The organism is Micromonospora sp. WMMA1363, from assembly GCF_030345795.1.
In the GTDB taxonomy this organism is placed as follows: Bacteria; Actinomycetota; Actinomycetes; order Mycobacteriales; family Micromonosporaceae; genus Micromonospora.
The window spans coordinates 79,409-96,615 of the sequence record NZ_JAUALB010000004.1; the positions used below are offsets into that span (position 1 = coordinate 79,409).

11 protein-coding genes are annotated in these 17,207 nt (G+C 69.2%); 9 read left to right on the top strand and 2 right to left on the bottom strand.

Annotation, left to right across the window (positions count from 1 at the left end):
- Positions 1 to 42: 42 nt before the first annotated feature.
- The 6 genes from QTQ03_RS28485 (at position 43) to QTQ03_RS28510 (ending at position 7,448) form a co-directional block, all read left to right on the top strand.
- The gene (locus QTQ03_RS28485) at positions 43 to 876 is read left to right on the top strand and encodes a hypothetical protein (protein WP_289281113.1); all 834 of its coding nucleotides are present in this window, start codon (positions 43 to 45) and stop codon (positions 874 to 876) included.
- Complete coding sequence (locus QTQ03_RS28490) at positions 873 to 1,421, top strand: hypothetical protein (protein ID WP_289281114.1); 549 nt, start codon at positions 873 to 875, stop codon at positions 1,419 to 1,421. The genes QTQ03_RS28485 and QTQ03_RS28490 overlap by 4 nt, the downstream gene beginning before the upstream one ends.
- Positions 1,422 to 2,194: 773 nt before the next feature.
- Positions 2,195 to 3,697, top strand: coding sequence for an AcrVA2 family anti-CRISPR protein (locus QTQ03_RS28495; protein WP_289281115.1), 1,503 nt, complete (start codon positions 2,195 to 2,197; stop codon positions 3,695 to 3,697).
- A gap of 714 nt (positions 3,698 to 4,411) precedes the next feature.
- Complete coding sequence (locus QTQ03_RS28500; RefSeq protein WP_289281116.1) at positions 4,412 to 6,130, top strand: ParB/RepB/Spo0J family partition protein; 1,719 nt, start codon at positions 4,412 to 4,414, stop codon at positions 6,128 to 6,130.
- A 90-nt stretch (positions 6,131 to 6,220) separates the two neighbouring features.
- The gene (locus QTQ03_RS28505) at positions 6,221 to 7,144 is read left to right on the top strand and encodes a ParA family protein (RefSeq protein ID WP_289281117.1); all 924 of its coding nucleotides are present in this window, start codon (positions 6,221 to 6,223) and stop codon (positions 7,142 to 7,144) included.
- Positions 7,137 to 7,448 (top strand): hypothetical protein, encoded by a 312-nt coding sequence (locus tag QTQ03_RS28510; RefSeq protein ID WP_289281118.1) that lies wholly within the window; start codon positions 7,137 to 7,139, stop codon positions 7,446 to 7,448. The genes QTQ03_RS28505 and QTQ03_RS28510 overlap by 8 nt, the downstream gene beginning before the upstream one ends.
- 338 nt (positions 7,449 to 7,786) lie before the next feature.
- Here the strand turns inward: QTQ03_RS28510 and QTQ03_RS28515 are convergent, their stop codons facing one another.
- Both QTQ03_RS28515 and QTQ03_RS28520 read right to left on the bottom strand, forming a co-directional pair.
- Positions 7,787 to 8,371 carry a hypothetical protein gene (locus QTQ03_RS28515; RefSeq protein ID WP_289281119.1) on the bottom strand — a complete coding sequence of 195 codons (585 nt, stop codon included), beginning with the start codon at positions 8,369 to 8,371 and terminating at the stop codon, positions 7,787 to 7,789.
- Between the two features lie 7 nt (positions 8,372 to 8,378).
- Positions 8,379 to 8,714, bottom strand: coding sequence for a hypothetical protein (locus QTQ03_RS28520; RefSeq protein ID WP_502889893.1), 336 nt, complete (start codon positions 8,712 to 8,714; stop codon positions 8,379 to 8,381).
- 336 nt (positions 8,715 to 9,050) lie between these two features.
- Between QTQ03_RS28520 and mobF the strand changes: the two genes are divergently transcribed.
- The 3 genes from mobF to QTQ03_RS28535 all read left to right on the top strand — a co-directional run bounded on the left by mobF (position 9,051) and on the right by QTQ03_RS28535 (position 16,563).
- A complete protein-coding gene (mobF, locus tag QTQ03_RS28525) occupies positions 9,051 to 13,616 on the top strand; it encodes a MobF family relaxase (protein WP_289281121.1) in 4,566 nt (1,521 codons plus the stop codon).
- A gap of 412 nt (positions 13,617 to 14,028) precedes the next feature.
- Positions 14,029 to 14,775, top strand: a complete 747-nt coding sequence (locus QTQ03_RS28530; protein ID WP_289281122.1) for an Abi family protein — start codon at positions 14,029 to 14,031, stop codon at positions 14,773 to 14,775.
- A gap of 528 nt (positions 14,776 to 15,303) precedes the next feature.
- On the top strand, positions 15,304 to 16,563 hold the full coding sequence (locus QTQ03_RS28535; RefSeq protein WP_289281123.1) for an IS110 family RNA-guided transposase: 1,260 nt from the start codon (positions 15,304 to 15,306) through the stop codon (positions 16,561 to 16,563).
- Positions 16,564 to 17,207: the final 644 nt, after the last annotated feature.

Consider the following 17,207-nt stretch of genomic DNA (forward strand, 5'->3'; position numbering starts at 1 on the left):
GGGGCGCGGCCGGCACCGGCCGCGCCCGACCCGGAGCACACCATGACCGACCGCCGCACCCTCCCCCTACCCAGCCCCTACACCGACCTCAACACCGCCGAAACCATCAACCCCGACACCGGCCGCGTCACCTACCGATTCCGCGCACCCCGCGCCGCCGGAACGACCGTCATCGGACCCGAGTTCCGAGGCGAAGACTCCCCCATCCCCACCCTCATCTACGCCCAGTTCGGCGACGACGCCTACAACGACAACGACCGCGCCGACCGACCCGTCATCAACGGCGTCACCATCACCGGCGGCATCATCCTCAACCCCACCGAATACCTCGCCCGCCCCGACGGCGGCTACATCGGACTCCGCCGCAGCATCGACCGCTGGACGAACACCAGCGCACCGGTCGCGACCAGCCGCTACGGATCCGCCATCATCCGAACCCTGCTCACCGCCTGGCACGAACGCCCCGACCGCGACGACCTCATCCACGCCGCCGCCCGACACGCCGCGCCCCGACGCCTCGCAGAACTGCGCCGACACACGATCGACCCGATCAAGGCGCAGATCGACAAGCTTTCCGACCAGCTCGTCGACCACTACGCCCTCGCCGGCCAACTGACCCGCCTCGCCGCCGAGTACGAAGCCACCCGCACCGACCCCCAGCACCCCGACCCGGAGCGCACACCCTCATGGCACCGACCGACGCCACCACCGCGCCCACCCGATACCCTGACCGGCGTACGGCAACCGCCCGCCGCCCGCCCACCAGCGGCCGTAGGGCGGCTCGCCGTACGGCCGCCGCACCACCGCCGTATCCCCTCACCGGCCCAGGTCCGGCGACCACCGTCGCCCGCACCCGAGCCCGCGAGGACCCCGTGACCACACCCGGCCAGCACGACCGCACCGACGACCCCGCCGTGCCCACCCGCCTGGTCGACGGCCACCTCTGCACCAACCGCGCCGGCATCGCCCACCTAGCCGGCTGGACCCCCGGCAACTCCGTCAACGTCCGCGCCCGCACCGACCCCGACTTCCCCACCCACCTACGAAAGATCGGCCGCGACTACTGGTACCCAATGGACCGAGTCGACACCTACCTCGCAGCCCTCGCCGAACGCGCCGCCGCGAAAAAACCACCCGCCGTCAAACCCGGCGACCCAGACGACGACCTCCACGGCGACGAGGCCGCAGACGCCCTCCACATCGCTGCGGCAACCCTGCGCAGCTACGTCCGGTACTCCATCCCCTACTGGACCGGCGAGAGGGAAGGCCGCCCCCTCCTCCCCCCGCCAGACATCGAGGAAGAACGCGAAAACAAATTCGGCCCCTACACCCACCGAGCCTGGTACCGACGCACCCTCGCAGCCCACCAAGCCCAGCGCCCCGGCCCCGGCACCGGAGCCGGCCGCCCCCGCGAACAGTAGCCAGCACCCCGAAACACACAACGGCCGGAGGGCAAGTTTGGCGAACCCCCTCCGGCCGTCTAGCGACGACGCCACACCGGCCCCAACCAGGCCAAACGCCGAACACCTACCCCCCATCCTACCGAAACAACCACCAGCCGCTGCGTCGGGACCGCGGCCCACACAACCTGGCCCCAACCGACCACAGCCCGCTCCGAACCCACAAAACCCTGATGTCGTACCTGCGTCGTGGTTCGGGCCGTTGCTCCCGCCGTCACCGGGCGGGGGCCCACCAGTGGGCCCCCTCGCCCTGCCATCTCCGCGTCCAGGACCACACCGCGGCCCGCGGTTCGCCGGCGCCGGCCGGTCGCGGGTGATGCCGGCGGCATCACCAGAGGGCCGGGTCGTAGGGCCTCTCCCCCACCACGGTGACCGAGCTATCGACCCTGCGGGCCGATGGCCTTCAGCCGGACCAGCGTGCCGCCGCTGGACCGCGGCCCCTCCGGGGAGGAACACCACCAGGATGGGGGCCGATCCATCCCGGCGGCGCTGCCACAAGGGCAACCACGGCCAGCGCCGGGCCGCAACCAAACCCCGGTTGCAGCCCGACACCGACCGTGGTCGGTCACGACCAGCGCCGCCGGGATGGATCTCACACCGAACCCCGGGCACGAAAAAACCCCAGGTCAACACCCCTCCAACCCAGCAAGTGTGCTAGAATTTTAAGTGTGAGGGAGGGGGACGGCGAACCCCCCAACCGCACACCACACCAGACCAACCACTGAGGGAAACCTATGACCACCCACGGCGATGGCCCCACGCCAGACGTCCAGCGATACGGCTGCGCAACCTGCCGTACCCCCCTGAACACGTTCGAGAGCCCCGGCAACCCGGTTGTCTTTCTCCACCCCGGTAACACCACCGCGAACCACGACCCCGACCCGGTGCCACTGAGCCAGCTGCCCACGGTTGAGGCCGTCTGCGACTTCTGCTCCGCGCCCAACCCGGTCGCCTCCTTCGCCTTCAGCAGCCTCGAAATCGTCACGGTCGACGAAGACGACAGCCCCACGATGACGCACGACCTAGGCGGTAACTGGGCCGCGTGCGAAGGATGCGCCCGCCTTGTCGCGACACGCGACGTTGCAGGCCTGACGGCCCGCGCCGCCAGACGAGCCCGCCGACGCGGCATCCCCGCCACCGCAGCGACATTCGGGCCACTGCATCAAGCGCTGTTCGCCGCGACGCCCCTCACCCCACCCCGCCTGCCGTTGCGCGGCACCGCCGCCCAGCCGTCCACCACCCCCGACGTTCGATCGATCCGACCCCAAGCGTTGCCCAAGGTGCGCGATCGACTCGTCAGGTTCTGGCGCAACGCCGGCGAAGCCTTCGTCCTAGAGTCGCTTAACATCGGAGCCGGCTACAGCGTCCCCGGCCACATGATCCCCGGAGCACCGCTGCACGCCTCCGTCATCCGCGACCTCACCGGCGAACTCATCAACCAGTACACCGCCCTTATGAGCAACCACGTCGAGAACGGCAGGCTGTTTTGGGTGGACAGCGAGTTTACGGCTCTCGCCGCCCATGCCGCTCGGGACCTCCCCGATATCCGCGTCCAGCCGGCCGAACTGCCCACGTCTGACGGCCTGCTCGTCTGGCAGGACCCGATCGCATGGCTCAACGATCACGAAGCGGGCACCACCATGCCGGTAACGGCCGTCTCCTGGGGACCGATCCCCGGAGGCGTCTGGGTCGTGTTCTACACGCCAGCCGAAACCGTCCTCACCGAATCCGGCCAGATCACCGAACAGCGGTTCCAACGCCTTCGCGATCGCATCGGATGGTTCGCGCCCGTGCACACCGGTACCGCACTGGTCTACGGCGAGAACCACGACGCCGAGTCCGACGACAGTCGCAAGCTCCTTACCGCCCTCATTGCGACATGGATCCTCACCACCCAGCCCGACGCCGAAATCACCGAAAAACCGGCCGACAAGGCCACCCGCAAGGCGTACAAACGAACCAAGCGCCCCGCGCCCGTCGTGCGTCTGGTCAGCCTGCGCCGCAAACAGCAGACCCGCACCGAGGAGACCACCACCGGCAAGACCCGCACCTACACCCGCCGATGGTGGGTAGCGGGATTCTTCCGCGAACAGCCCTACGGCCCCGGCCGCGCCCTACGCCGCCGTACCTATGTGCGCCCACACATCAAAGGCCCAGCCGACGCCCCGCTCATCCTCACCGACCAGGTAAACATCCTCGGCCGCAACACCGACCAGCATCCGAGGGAGAACCGATGAGCCACCACGACCAGCGCCCCGCAGTTCTAGCGGTATCCGAGGCCCGCGAATTGTTCCGGCTCTGCTGACCACCGGCATGTCCGGGGCTCGACAAGACCGGACCACCGCCGGCCACGGGTTCGGGCGCATCGAGCGCCCGAACCCGTGCGGGGCGCTCACGCGCCGCCCCCGCACCCCCGGCTACCCCGCCTCACCCTCCGCGCCAAACCTGGCCACCCACAGGAACACCACCGGAGCGACGACATGCCGAACACCGACCAACATCGATGGAACTATCACCGCAACGGCTACGACGACTGGTGCCCGTGGTCGATGTGCTTCACCACTGCCGACCCCGCAGGCGACGACACCCGCTGCCCGGCCGACTGCCCCGCCAGCACCATCGAACCCGCCACCGCCGGCCACCCTCCCGTCCCGCACCACGCCACGGCCCGCACCACCCCGAGAACCACGCCTCCAAGCCGCTACCCTGACGGCGATACGAAGCCGGCGAGCCCTCCGCCGCCCGGTCGGGCCGAGGCGAGGCGCAACGCAAAGTAGTCAAACAACCCATCTAAAACAGTTTTGATATCTAAGAAAGTTTAGATACTATAGACGTGTGAGTCGGAAGTCGTAAGGCGGAAGACGAACAACGATTGTGGGGGCGGCCGACCGCCCAGGACAAGCCACCCCCACAACAGATCACCCACCCACAGTGTACCCAAGGAGCCCGACATGGCCCGCAGAGGTAGTGGCCTCGCAAGCAACCCGCTCGCCCAGCTCAAGCAGGAAGAAGAGCGGATGGAGAAGGCAGCCGTCGAGGCTGCCCAGGCCACCGGTGCCACCATCCAGGAACTGACCATCGGGGAGGTCGCCCCGGACCCTGAAAACCCCGAGAGCCGCCTCTCCCCCGACGACAAGCTCGTTGCGTCGATCAAGGCCGAAGGCCAACTGTCGGCCGGAGTGGTCGTCCCGGTCGACGTCTGGGTGAGCTACGGCAACGACGTGACCCTGCTCTACACCGCCACGGCTTCCCTGATCTTCGGCGTGCCGGTCGACTCTGTGACCGACGAGCAGCGCGACAAGGCCAAGGAGCAGATCAAGTACGTCATCAACTTTGGTCACCGCCGGTGGGCCGCAGCCCGCGCCGCCGGACTGAACGCCTACCGCGCGGTCGTGTCCGACACGCTCAAGGACAACACCACCAAGCGCATCCACCGGCTGACGGAGAACGTCCTTCGCGAGAGCTACACACCGCTGGAAGAGGCCCGCGAGTTCAAGCGCCTCATCGAGGAGGACAAGCTGGGCCAACGGGAGATCAGCCGCCGCACCGGCATCCCGCAGCCGTACATCTCCAAGCGGATCGGTCTGCTCAACCTCCCCGACGACGCCCAAGCCGCACTCCGCGAGGGAATCATCCCTGTCGAGGCCGCCGTCGAGCTGGCAAAGATCGCGAAGGACGCCGCCCGCATCAAGAAGGTCATCGACGCTGTCGTTGCCATGCCCGCCAAGACCGACGCCGACCTCACCGCCCGTTCCCGCCTCGCCGTCGACCAGGCCCGCAAGGAGTACAACGCCCACAAGGCCATCAAGGACAAAGCCGACAAGCGCAAGAAGCTCACCGCAGAGGGCATCGTCCCCATCGACAACCCCACCACCTACTTCTCCGACAAGCCCGGAACCCGGTTCGACTACCAGATCCACGACGACGACCAGATCACCGCCGCCCGCGAGGCAGGAACCCTCGCCGCCTACGTCGTCACCGGCGATCACATCGAGTACTACCTGACCGAGCTGCCGCAGCCGCCCGAGCCCGAGGAGCCGGAGGGAACCGACGACGAGTCGCAACCCACCGACCCGGACGCCGAGGCCGCCGACGCCGAGACGACCGCCGACGCGGACAGCGAGACCACGCCCACCGCCACGGGCACCGTCGTGAAGGTCGAGCGCACCAGCACCACGATCCCCGCGCCCCGCGCCACCCAACCGCAGGAGACGGAGGAACAGCGGGCACGCCGGGAGGAACGCGAAAACGAGGAGCGCGAACACGCGGCAGCCGCCAACGCCCGCGCGGCAGCCTGCGCCCGGATCGCCGCCAAAGCACCCAGCCGCGAAGCCCTCACCGCCCGACTCGCCCGCCGAATCCTGCTGGTCGAGGAAGACCACAACTTCGAGGCGCAACAACTCGCCGTGAAGTGGCTCAAGGCCGCCACCGTCGTCGACGAGTCCACCACCGTCTACACCCTGTTCGGCTACGACACCAACATCGACGCCAAACTCGCCGCCCGCGCCGCCTACGTCTACGACCTGGCCCTGTCCGAGATCCGGGCGCAGGACAGCATCGAATACGACACCGAGGACGCCCAGCACATCAAGCGGCTCATGGACGACGCCGCCTACGAGCCGGCCGAGTGGGAGCAGCAGGCCCTCCTCGAAGCAGCCGACGAGAAGTAGAGCCAGCCCCAGGGTGGACGCGTCGCAGCACCCGGCGGCGCGCCCACCCTTCACCCCTCCCGACCGCCCAGACCGCACCAGGAGCCCGTCATGCCCAACGCTGCCGCAACCGATGCCGCCGGCATCACCCCGCCCAACCAGCGAACCCCCGGAAACCGGGAAACACGACGCGCCGCCGCCCGCATCACCCGGAGACTGATCCGCGCGGTCGTCATCGCAGTGGCGAACCAGAAGGGAGGCAGTGGCAAGACCACCACCATCCTCGCCCTCGCCGGTGAACTCGCCCGACGCGGCTACCGAGTCCTCGTCATCGACTGCGACGAACAGGGCAACGCCACCACCGGCCTCGGTGTCCCCGTCGCCCAGGGGGACACCGAAGGCACCTACTACCTGCTCATGGACGACGAGGCCAAACCGGCCGACGTCATCGTGCCCACCCCGCACGAGAACGTCTCCCTCATCGCCGGAGGCGAGAAGCTGTCCGAGGTCGCGGCAGCACTCGCCAGCGAGATGGGCAACCACACCTTCCTCTCAGCACACGTCGGGACCCTGCGCGACGAGTTCGACGTCATCCTGCTCGACACCCCGCCCGCGCTGTCCCTGCTGACCATCAACGCCCTCTACGCCGCTGACGAGATCGCCACCCCGATCAACCCAGGAGAGTTCGACCTGCGCGGCATCGCGCAGCTGACGAAGACCGTCAAGCGGATCAACACGCGACTGAACAAGACCATCGAGATCGCCCACGTCTTCCTCATCAACTTCCGGCCCCGCCGCCGCAACGACCAGGACGCCTACCGCTTCGTCAAAGAGGCATTCCCCAACGCCCTGATCGACACGGCCGACCCGCAGCCCGACGAGGAATGGCACGGCAGCGGAGTTCCCCAATCCGCGACGGTAAACAGCTCACAGAGCGCCGGTGTACCCCTCACCCTCTTCGAGCCCCGCACAGCGGTCAGCCGTGCCTACTGCCGCATCGCCGATGTCATCGAGCGCAGGAGCCTCCGTGGCTAGGCGAAAACCAGAACCCCCCGCCGGGCGTCGCGACAGCGACGCCCCGGCGGCGTCCGGTGACACCCCCAAAGAACGATCCATCAGCGCCAAGATCGGCCACGACACCGCCGAACGCGCGATGAACGCGTTCTACAGCGCGCCCCACGGCCTGCCACGCTGGCGCGACTACCTAGAGCAAGCACTCGCGGAGTACACCGAACGACTGGAACGCGAACACAACAACGGCGACCCCTTCCCCCAACGACCCACCGACACCCTCACACCGGGGCGCAAGGTCGGCATCTCCCCACGCCGCGCCGGCTGACCGTCAACCAGCAACCACCGCGACCGCGAAAGCGAACGCGTCGTGCAACTCCCGCACCGACACCGCGTGCTTCAACCGCGGATACGCGGTCCGCTCGATCGACGCCACGAAGCCACCACCCGATCACCAACCGGACAAAGGCCCCCGCGCCGCCGCAGACTCTAACCAACATCAATCCCCGCAGGGAAATCCCCAGCTCAACGTGATCCTCAACCGCCTATTGCCGGTCTCCGGCGTACTCCGGTCGGCCCCCAACGAACGGCATCGCCGAAGCACCTATCCGCACATGGCGCCTGCTCCCTCACCACAGGGCAGGCACCATGTGCGAACCCAGGCAGTCAGAACAGCCGCGCCTGCTCCGCAGGCTGCAACGCCGCCACTGCGGCCTCCATCCGGGCAACATCCCAGCCATAGTCTCTGACCACATCGCGCAGCGCTCGCGACCGAGCAGCCCGCGCCCGCCGGTCAAGCCCTCTCGCATGCCACGGCCGCGGCGTCCCCCCGCCCCGGCCCAGACGCCCCATCTGCGACAGGTTCTCCGCCTGACTGCTCACCACCACGTGCGCAAGGCCGCCTTCGACAAGGCCCTCATGCGCCCGCACGCAGATCGGCTCGTCGCACACCTCGTGAGCAGCGACGATTGATGCCGTCAGCATCACCCTGTGCGTCGCCGCGAGGGCGTACCGGGGCGCGCTGACAACGTGCTCACGCATCAACACCCGACCCGACCTCGACGACGGCCGCGCCCGCCCCTGCTCATCGAGCGCCGGCCGACGGATCGAGAAACTGCCGTACCCGTCATCACCCACCGCCCCGGCCCAGATCCAGCACGCCGAGCCCGGCCCGCGAACCACCTTGGCCCAAAACCGGGCAACCTCATCACGGCACGCCACCGCATCGACCGCCAGGACGAAGCCGCTCACCGTGGCATCACACCCCCTCGTCCGCTCCACTCATCCCCCGGACGCCCGCCTCGCCCGTTTCCTCGTCCGAGACGCCGACGGTCGGCCCGGCCCCATCCGCCGCCGCCCGAGCGCGTCGACGCGCGGCGCGGACGTCCGCCAGCGACAGGCCGAGCAGCGCCGCCACCGCGTCCGTCCGTTCCCCCAGCTCCACCAGCTCGCCCACGGCACGATCCGCCGCCGCCCTGTGCTCCGTGATCTGCCTATCGGCGCGATCCCGAACCTCCTGCACCATGGCCAGGGCCACCGCATGCGTGTCGGCGAGATCACGGATACGCCGCTCGCGCTCCCGCCGCGCCTCCATCGCCACCGACACACGCGACCTCGCCGCAGCCCTCGCCTGAGCCGCCACCGTCGAAGACCGTCGTACCGCCATCGACCCCCCCCGAAAACTAGCGGTTGCCGGGCCGAGGCCATGGGAATCGGCGCCGGCCGATGATCGACCACCCTACCCGCGCCGCACAAGAGCCGCCAACGATCATCCACAGGTGACCAGCGGGCTGGTCACCTGTGGATGATCGACGCGCCGAAGGCGCGTGCTGACCGACGAAGCGGAGCCGCAAGCGGCCCAGCACTTTCTGACCAGTCGATCAGCTACACACCTACTGCACTATTAGTGATCTTGTAAGGTAGAAGCGTGATGACCCTTCACCCACTGCACGGTGGCGACGGCTACACCTACCTCACTCGCGAGGTAGCCACGGCCGACTTCCGCCGTACCCGAGGTGAGGCGATCACCGACTACTACCACGCCGACGGCAACCCACCTGGCCAATGGGTCGGCCGCGCCCGCGAAGAACTCGACATCTCCGGCACGGTCAAGGAACACCAGATGCGGGCCCTTTTCGGGGAAGGACTGCACCCCAACGCCGACGCCATCATCGAGAAACTGATCGACGGCGGCGTCGACCCCAAGAAGGCCGAAGCCCAAGCTCGCCTCGGCCGCAAGCCGCTCACCTACGAGCCCACCGACACCTACCAGGAACGCGTCAACGAGCGGTACGCGGCCCACCGCCGTATCACCGGAACCGACCCCACCGACCACGAGAAGACCCGCCTCGCCCGAGCGGTCGGCGCCAGAATGTTCGCCGAACAGCACGGCCGCCGACCCCGCGACATCACCGAACTCAACCAGTACATCGCCCAGGTCGCCAAACCACAGCCGCAGGCCGTCACCGGCTACGACCTCGTCTTCACCCCGCCCAAGTCGGCGTCCGTGCTGTGGGCACTCGGCGACGACGCCACCCGCCGCGCCATCGAGGACGCGCACGAACAGGCATGGCGGTCGGTCCTTGCCGATGCCGAGAACACCGTCATCAAAACCCGCGCCGGGAGGGCCGGAGTCGCCCAACTCGACGCCACCAGCGGCGTCATCGCCGCCGCGTTCCGACACCACGACAGCCGGGCCGGCGACCCCCTCCTCCACACCCACCTGGCCATCGCCAACCGGGTCAAGGCCCCTGACGGCCGCTGGCGCACCATCGACGGCCGCGCTCTCTTCGCCGCCAAGGTCCAGATGTCCGAGAGCTACAACGCCCGCGTCATGCACGGCATCGCGCAGCGCCTGGACGTCGCCGTCGTGCCCGTCGACGCCGGCCGCGGACGCCGCCCCGTCTACGAGATCGCGGGCATCCCCGCTGGCCTACGCACCCTGTTCAGCGACCGCCGCGCGAGCATCAACGCCCGCACCACGGAACTCGTCGACGCCTACGTGCGCGACCATGGCCACGCCCCCACCGAAGAGGTGCGCCACCAACTCGCCCAGCAGGCCACACTGGATGCCCGAGCGCAGAAACAGCACGCCCGCAGCCTCGCGACCATGCGCGGTGAATGGCGACAACGGGCCGTCGCCGAAGTCGGCGAACGCCGGGTGACCAGCCTCCTCAACGACGCCCGCAAAGAGGCCCGCCGCCTCGCCCGGGACGCGGCCAAACGCGGTGATGCCGCCGACATCACCGCCGAGGTCTCCGACGAGCGGGTCACGCAACTGGCTCGCTCCGCCGTGACCACCGTGGAGCAGCAACGCGCCACCTGGACCCGCCATCACATCGAGGCGGAGGTACACCGACAGCTATCCGCCGCCGGCCTCGGCACCCGCGCAGACGTCGCCGAACGAGTCAGCGCCGCAGCGCTCCAGCGCGAGTCGGTCCGCATCACCGCACCAACGACCGAGCCCGTCATGCCGGACCTGATGCGCCGCGACGGCGAGTCCGTATTCACCCACACGCAAACCGTCCGCTACAGCTCCGAGCGCATCCTCAACGCCGAACAGCGGGTCATCGAGGCCGCCCGGACCACGGTCATCGCACCCATCTCCGGCCAGACCTTCGACCGCACACTCGCCGCATTCGAGGCGACGCCGGGCAACCGCCGGCTCGACCCCGGACAGGCCGCAGTCGCCCGCGCGTTCACCACCGACGCGCGGCTTGTGGTGGCCGGCATCGGACCCGCAGGCGCCGGCAAGACGACCACCATGCGCGTGGTCGCACGGGCCGTCGAAGCCGGCGGAAGCCGCGTCATCGCCCTCGCCCCATCAGCCCGGTCCGCCGCCGTTCTCGCCGAGGAGCTATCGGTCCCAGCGCACACCATCCACCGGTGGCTGTGGCACCGCAACGCCGGCACACGCGCCGACACCTGGCAGCTTCGCGCCGGTGACGTGATCCTCGTCGACGAGGCTGGCATGGCCGGCACCCTCAACCTCGATGCCGTCATCGCCGCAGCTCGCCAGGCCGGCGCTGTCGTCCGGGTCCTCGGCGACCCGCAGCAGCTCGGCGCCGTCGAGAGCGGCGGGATGCTTCGCCTGATCCAGCGCGAGGCCGGCGCCGTCGAACTACACCACCTGCACCGCTTCGCCAACACCGACGAAGCACTCGCGTCGCTGAAGCTGCGCGACGGAGCCGACGACTCATGGCGCTGGTACTGGAGCAAGGACCGCATCCGCCACGGCGACCGGGACGCCATGCTCGACGCGGTCTACCAGGCATGGCGGACCGAGAACACCGCCGGTGACGTGTCCCTGATGATCGCCCCCACCAACGACGACACCCGCCGCCTCAACGACCGCGCCCGCACCGACCTGATCGCCGCCGGGCACGTCGAAGCAACCGGTGTAGAGCTACACGACGGCACCACCGCCGGCCGCGGCGACCTCATCGTCACCCGCCGCAACGAGAGCCGACTCCGCCTGTTCCGAGGCCGGGACATGGTGCTCAACGGCGACGTGTGGCGCGTCGAGGATCGGCACCGCGACGGTAGCCTCACCGTCCAGCACACCCAGCACGGTGCCCGCATCAGCCTTCCCCGCGCCTACGTCGCCGCAGACGTCGAGCTGGCCTACGCCACCACCATCCACCGCACCCAGGGCATGACCGTCGACAAGGTACACGCCATCGTCGATGGCCCGGTCAACCGCGTCCAGGCGTACGTCGCACTCACTCGGGGCCGCCTCGCCAACCGGCTCTACGTCACCACCGACGCCGGCGCCCGCCGCGTCCACGCTGTGCTCGACTCGATCCGGCGCAACGTCGGCGCCGCCGTGTCGGCAACCGAGGAGATGCGCGAATCCCTCGCCGCAGCCGAGTACCTGCCCAACCTCGCCGACAACTACTTGCACGCGGCCGACGTCGCCGCCGCCCAACGGCACCAGAACGCCGTAGCCAGCGCGCTCGGGGCCACCGCCAAGGACGTGCTCCGGTCCCCCTCATGGGCGCGCGTCAGCGCAGCCATCACCCGCGCCGAACGCGCCGGCTGGTCCGCCCCCGACATCCTCGATGCCGCCGGCATCACCGGACTCGACAAGGCCGACGACCCCGGCGCCGTGCTCACCCACCGCATCCGCGCTACCCAGGACCGCGCCGCCCAGCAGCTCGCCAACGCACCCGAGCGGCCGCTCGCCGGAGTGACCGATACGACGCTGCACCGTCTGCGCGACCGGGCCGCCGAACGCCTCGCCGACGCCGAAAAGGCGCTCGCGTGGGCGCGCCACGACACCGCCCACCTCCCCGCCCCAGTCCGCGCCCGAGGCCGCGAACACCCGGCCTGGCCCGACCGTCCACACGGCGCGCTGACCGACGGCGCGCTGGCCGACGCCCGCCGCGACAGCCGCGAACGCCTGGACCACATCGAGCGCCGGCTGACCGCCGCGCGGCGCCGCGTCCACGAGGCCCGCACCCCCGAGCAGTCCGCCGCCACCGGGCACCGCGCCCACGTCGAGGCCGACGCCCGCACCGAACGCGCCCAGGCCGAGCAGCTGGACTACGAACAGCGGGTGCGCCGCACCATGCGCGCCGGCGACCGCGCCCGCGAGGCCGCGCAACGCGCCGACACCAGCACCCCGGCAACCGCCGACACACTCGCCCAGGCCAGCACCACCACCGCCGACATGACCGATCTGGCCGTCGAGCGTGTCGAGCGAGCCCGCCTCATCGTGCAGCGCATGGACGACGAGGCCGCGCTTCGCCGCCGCCTGCCCACCGCCGTCCGCGCCGCCGAACAGGCGTACCGCGACGGCCGCCAGCCCGCGCCGCAGCCGGCCGTCCCCGACTGGATCGCCGACACCCGACACCGCCTCACCAACGACACCTCGAAGTGGGGGCAGCACCTGGACGAACGCCGCGAGCACCTCGCGCAGCGGCTCAACGACATGGCCCGCGACATCGCCGCGCAGCAACCACAGTGGGCGATTGACACCCTCGGCCAGCGCCCCGACGACACCCGGGCCGCGCTCGCCTGGGACCGCGCCGCCAGCCTCGCCGCGGCCTATCGGCAGATGTACGCCGTGCCCGACGAGGAGCCGCGCGTCCTCGGCCGCGAACCCCGACCCCAGGACCCACGCCGCCAGGCATACGAGGAAACCCGCCAGGCCATCGAGCCCGTCCGCGCCGACCGTGCCCGCGCGAACCGGGCCGCGTCCGCCGAACAAGCCCGCGACGAACTGCGCCGCAAACTCCGGCAAGTCGCGCAACGGCCGCCGATCGACCCCACCACCGGCCGCGATTCGAGCACCGAACGAACCGCCCGTCAAGACCGCCAAGCGCAGGCAGCCCGCACCCAGCAAGACCAGCAGCGCCAAGCCGAACAGCGTACGGCCGAGCAACAACACCGCGCCGAGCAGCAGCGGCGCCAAGCCCAGCAGCGCCAGCTAGACGAGCAGCGCCGTCAGGCCGAACAGCAACGGCGTGGCCCTCAACGAGGCCCACACCTGTAGGACAAAGGCCGGACATCCACGGGGGGAGATGTCCGGCCTTCAAAGGAAAATGAAACCACACGACATCGGCTAACCGCTAGCCCAGAACGGAAGAAAGATCCACACTGCAACAAACCCCGATCCCTCCAAGCCCCCGGTGCCCATCGACGGGCACCGCAAAACCCTGGTCACGCCCCCGGCATCACCAGCGACGAGTCAAACAACCCGGGAAAGGACAGGCAGAACGCTCGAAGATGTGATAAAAGCAAGCGCGCGGCCTCACCGGTCACCCCGACACCCCTACCCGCAGCGCGCACGCCTGCGGCAAAACCGCCCACCGCGCCCGTAGGCTGACACGACAAAACCCCGGCGGCGTACCCAAAGGGCAGGGGCGACCGGGGTCTACGCAGACAACGGTACAGGGAGCGGCCTCGTGACGCCAGCGGAACTCGCCGTTCTGGAGACCCGGCTCTCAGTCGAACGGCTGGCCCCGTACCGCACAGCCAGCGGCGATGACCTGCGGGCCGCAGTGCGGCTCTACGAGTTCAACCGCGAGGTAGCCGCCGCATTCGGCGCCACCCTCGGGGACCTCGAAGTGCTGCTGCGCAACGCGATGCACGACCAACTCACCGTCTGGTCCTCAACGCAGCACAACGAGCCCCGCTGGTATCTCGACCCGGGCAGGCTGCTGACTACCGATGCGTTGGACGACATCGCCCGGGCGCGGCGCCGAGCCACCCGCACCGGCCGCCCAGAGACACCGGGCCGGGTGGTGGCCGAGCTGACCCTGGGATTCTGGCGCTACCTGCTGGCCAGCCGCTACGAACGAACCCTGTGGCTACCATGTCTGCGCGGCGCGTTCCCCCACCTGCGCGGCATCCGCCGCGACGTCGGCGACGCCGTTCGCGACCTACACCTGCTGCGCAACCGGATCGCGCACCACGAGCGCATCCATGACCGGCCGCTGCTGGCTCTGCACGCCACGACGATGAACGTTGCCGCGTGGATGTGCCCGGTCAGCCACCGGTGGATCGAAAGCCGATGTCGGGTGGAATCCCTGCTGGCCACCCAGCCCCCGACAGCCGCCGTGATGCCGCCGACATCACCGGACACAGGCCGCCCCGCGTCGCCACCGCCAGCTCCCCGCTCGCCCAACCCTGTCCCCCGCACCTCGGGATGACTGTTCCGCCCCGGGTTTGATGGAGACATCATCGAGCACCCACACCGACTGGAACCAGGGCGGTAAGAGGCCGACAACCGCCATGATGCTGCCGGCATCACTGGCGCTGAATCCAGCCCAGCTCGACCACACCGACTACCTGCAAGGCCGCGCGCCAGATATGTAGCCAACAAACTCAGCAGTGCGAGAGGTGTGGTCTTTTCCCATTCACGCACGCCTCGTAGTGTGTCAGTCGAGGTAGGTCTTGGAAATCGGAAAGCGCCGACTGGTGAGCTGCGCCCCGCGTTGAAGTATGCCGCTTCCGCATGCCTCGAATAATTGAATTACCTACAATGGTCGAACGCCTTTCGCTTTACGTTCCAATTTATGAGACAAGCGTTTTAGGGTAGATCCGATTGTGTATCATCTTTTCTGGGCTGCTAACGGCAGCCCCGGGCCGGCGGTGTACGTCTTTTGCGATCCCGGCGCCTACGAGTCCTGATTTGAGAGAGCACGATACCGCCGGCCACTGAAAAGACGGGAAGAGGCGTGTCGAGAGGCAACTACTACTGTGGAATTGACTGGGCTGAAAAGCATCTCGATTATGCGGTGATCAACGGCCAGGGGCACACCCTCGCCGAAGGACGCATCGGACACGACCCCGCCGGCGTGAACGAACTCTTCCAGGCGTTTCGGGTGGCCGCGCGACGACGGAAAGCCGTCCAGGTTGCTATCGAGACTGACCGGGGAGCCTTCGTCGCGGCACTAAGAGCCGCCGGTCAGCAGGTAACCGTCCTCGATCCGAGCAAAGTCGCCCGGTACCGGGGCAGACGCACCGCACACGGCGGCAAGAGCGACAGGGCAGACGCCCGGATGCTCGCCCAGGTACTGCGGTGGGGCGGCGACGAACTGCGTCCGCTACCAGCCTCGTCGCCCGCCGCACTGGCCATCCGGGAGCTAGCACGCGCCCAGGTCGAGGCAGGCCGACAACGCTGGATCGTGGCCTGCCAAATCCGAAGCCTTCTACGAGAATTCCATGGGCACGCATTCGGCGCGTGGTCGGGACGCCAAGGAGGGCCGAACGGACTCCTCCGGCCCGAGGTCCGTGCTGTGCTCGCGGTGGCGCCGACCCCCGCCCACGCCCGCCGGTTGAGCCGGCAACAGCTGCGAGCGGCACTGGAGGCGAGTGGCCGTAAACGGCTCCTCGACCGCGAGGCCGACCGCCTTCACGCCCTGTTCCGGAGCCCGGCGTTGCGCCACCCCGCCCCGGTCGAGGACGCGATGGGCGAGCGGATACTGGCGCTACTGCATGTGCTCAACCGAGCGTGCGAATGCACAGACGATCTGACAGCCCGTCTCGCGGAACGGTTCCACACGCACCCACACGCGCCGATCTATGCGAGTTTTCCAGGGCTCGGGCCAGTCCTCGGCGCCAGACTCCTGGGCGAGTTCGGCGACGACCCCACCAGGTTCGCCGATGCTCGCGCCCGAGCGGCGTGGGCCGGTGCGAGTCCCATCACGATTGCCAGCGGCGCCTCGCACGCGGTACGTCGCCGCCGGCACGCCAACTCGATCCTCATGGGCGCCGCCTTCCACTGGCCGTTCGCGGCGTTGTCGAGGTCCCCAGGCGCTCGCATGCACTATGACCGGCGACGCGAAGCCGGCGACCGGCACGCAACGGCATTGCGCAACCTGTACCGGCGTCTCGTCTCACAATTGCACCACTGCCTCATGACAGGAGAGGCATACGACGAGGCTCGGGCGTACCCCGCACACGAAATCGAGGCGGGTGGAGATGGCGACCGGTGATGTCTCAAGGAGCACCCAGGGCCCTACCAGCCCCAGCGCGGGAGTGACACCCGGTCGCCTTCCCTACCCGTCTCGCAGCCTCGCCCTCAACTCGCCGAACGCCGCCGGTGATGCCGCCGGCATCACCGCGGATCCTTCAAGGGCCCTGCGCGGTGGGGCGCGCAGTCGGAGCCCGGTGCCGGATCAAACAGGACGTCCCCACACTGGCCGGTGGCATCATGCCATCGGCAGCGATAGATTTCATGGCCAGGGCAGGCGGCGCACGACGCCCAGCCCATGAGTGGACGGGTCGCGGAACCGCCCCCGTACCGGTGGCCGTGACGACAGCGCTCAGGCGCCTCGCCCTGCATCGTGTCAATGGACCGATAGCGGTAGCCGGTCACGAGCCGGTCCGTCCGGGCGGCCTGGACGAGCAGCCTGAGCTGCGCGGGGGTGGCTACGTGGGTGACCCACGTCGTCGTGGCGTACGGGCTGTGCTCGGCCCGCGCCCAGCGGACCGTCACCTCCCATCGTCGCTCCCACCGCATCAACCCACCCTATCGAACGTCTGTGCTAACAGAGTTCGGGTGGTCAGTGGTTCCGAGGTCTGGGTGATGCCGACGGCATCACCCAGACCTCGGAACCCCCACATGGTCAGCGGGACG

Bases quoted from the DNA above. Each gene is read 5' to 3' on its own strand.
- QTQ03_RS28485 (WP_289281113.1), top strand. From the start codon at position 43: ATGACCGACCGCCGCACCCTCCCCCTACCCAGCCCCTACACCGACCTC.
- mobF (WP_289281121.1), top strand. From the start codon at position 9,051: ATGACCCTTCACCCACTGCACGGTGGCGACGGCTACACCTACCTCACT.
- QTQ03_RS28505 (WP_289281117.1), top strand. From the start codon at position 6,221: ATGCCCAACGCTGCCGCAACCGATGCCGCCGGCATCACCCCGCCCAAC.
- QTQ03_RS28500 (WP_289281116.1), top strand. From the start codon at position 4,412: ATGGCCCGCAGAGGTAGTGGCCTCGCAAGCAACCCGCTCGCCCAGCTC.
- QTQ03_RS28495 (WP_289281115.1), top strand. From the start codon at position 2,195: ATGACCACCCACGGCGATGGCCCCACGCCAGACGTCCAGCGATACGGC.
- QTQ03_RS28520 (WP_502889893.1), bottom strand. From the start codon at position 8,714: ATGGAGGCGCGGCGGGAGCGCGAGCGGCGTATCCGTGATCTCGCCGAC.